Annotated in this window: 1 protein-coding gene; it reads left to right on the top strand. The window is 50.8% G+C overall.

What is annotated here, in order from left to right:
* The first annotated feature begins 307 nt into the window (after window positions 1–307).
* Window positions 308–658 carry a hypothetical protein gene (locus M5B99_RS29590; protein WP_248796203.1) on the top strand — a complete coding sequence of 117 codons (351 nt, stop codon included), beginning with the start codon at window positions 308–310 and terminating at the stop codon, window positions 656–658.
* Window positions 659–1,103 lie beyond the last annotated feature (445 nt).

Below are 1,103 nucleotides of genomic sequence, written 5' to 3'. Positions count from 1 at the left end.
CACACTTTTTACACAACCCTAACATAACGATTCCCTACGCTCGTCCTCCAGACGCTGGCCCAGGAGCGGATCAGAGGGCTTCTGTGCAAGGGCGACCTTGTGTTGATTGCGGAGCAATAACAAGTCGTCAGGTTGCTGACCACATTGATCCATTAGTAGTGCAGTATTATAGGGACGGAGCGGTCGACTCGCAGGCTCAAAGGTCGCTCAACGCCGTCCAGCCCCACTGTCCAAGTTGTTCGGCAAGCCAGGGCGGACAGCTAGGAGCATTTGGCAAGGCTATGAGAAAATATTTTGGATTTTGACTATGAAAGAAAATATAGAAGCGGTACAGCGGGCAGTTTGTTCAAGGTTGGGTGTGGAATTTTTTGGATGTGATCTGAATCATAAAGTTGGAATATCCCTTAACGTTAAGGATGGGGTACGTCCGTTGAACGGCATGCGAATTAAACCCGAGCTTGGAACGTGTGGCTGGTATATATGGGCTGGAGAGGTACTTTCTGATGCTTCAGATTTTTTTGCTCCTTTGCATGTCTCGCACGTTGAAAATTGGGAGCCCCTGCTTCTCCCATACTTGGGGCTTCCACCTGGATCAAGGTTTCTCATCACGGAACAATACGAGGATGTCTGGTTCGACTCCAAGCTTCTCAGTATCTGACTGGTGATCGATAAGTGTCAGGGAATCTTATCTGGCCCTGAAAAGCCCGATTGGCCTCGCCGTTTGCCAAATACAATTAGGGCCTGGCAGGAAACGGATTGGGCTGCATCTGCCGTCTAGCGCGGGAGGGGGCGCCGAGTCGATATGAACCAAACTGGCGCTGACCTAGTTTTCCGGGCAGGGACTGAAGACTTCTGTGACCGCCACTGAAGAGAAGTAGGGTATTTTCTTACCCTGAGCGATATCGGTGGAATCACGACCGCTTCCAGGGCCAGCTGATTTAAGGTCAGGATAACCTCTTTCGGGCTACTTCGGATCGGATGCACATCCTCTCCAGCACATCCAACAGTGAGTAATCCCCCGGCATGGTGTCGACTCCGTTAAAGAAAAACACAAGCATAGTACCGGTAGTTGAACGAGCCCCCTGAAAGACAGGACACCGTTT

The organism is Pseudomonas sp. MWU13-2100 (assembly GCF_023242365.1).
Classification (GTDB): domain Bacteria; phylum Pseudomonadota; class Gammaproteobacteria; order Pseudomonadales; family Pseudomonadaceae; genus Aquipseudomonas.
This window is presented reverse-complemented; position numbering and strand designations above follow the sequence as displayed.

Excerpts from the sequence above, each read along its gene's own strand:
- M5B99_RS29590 (WP_248796203.1), top strand. The coding sequence starts at position 308 with ATGAAAGAAAATATAGAAGCGGTACAGCGGGCAGTTTGTTCAAGGTTG.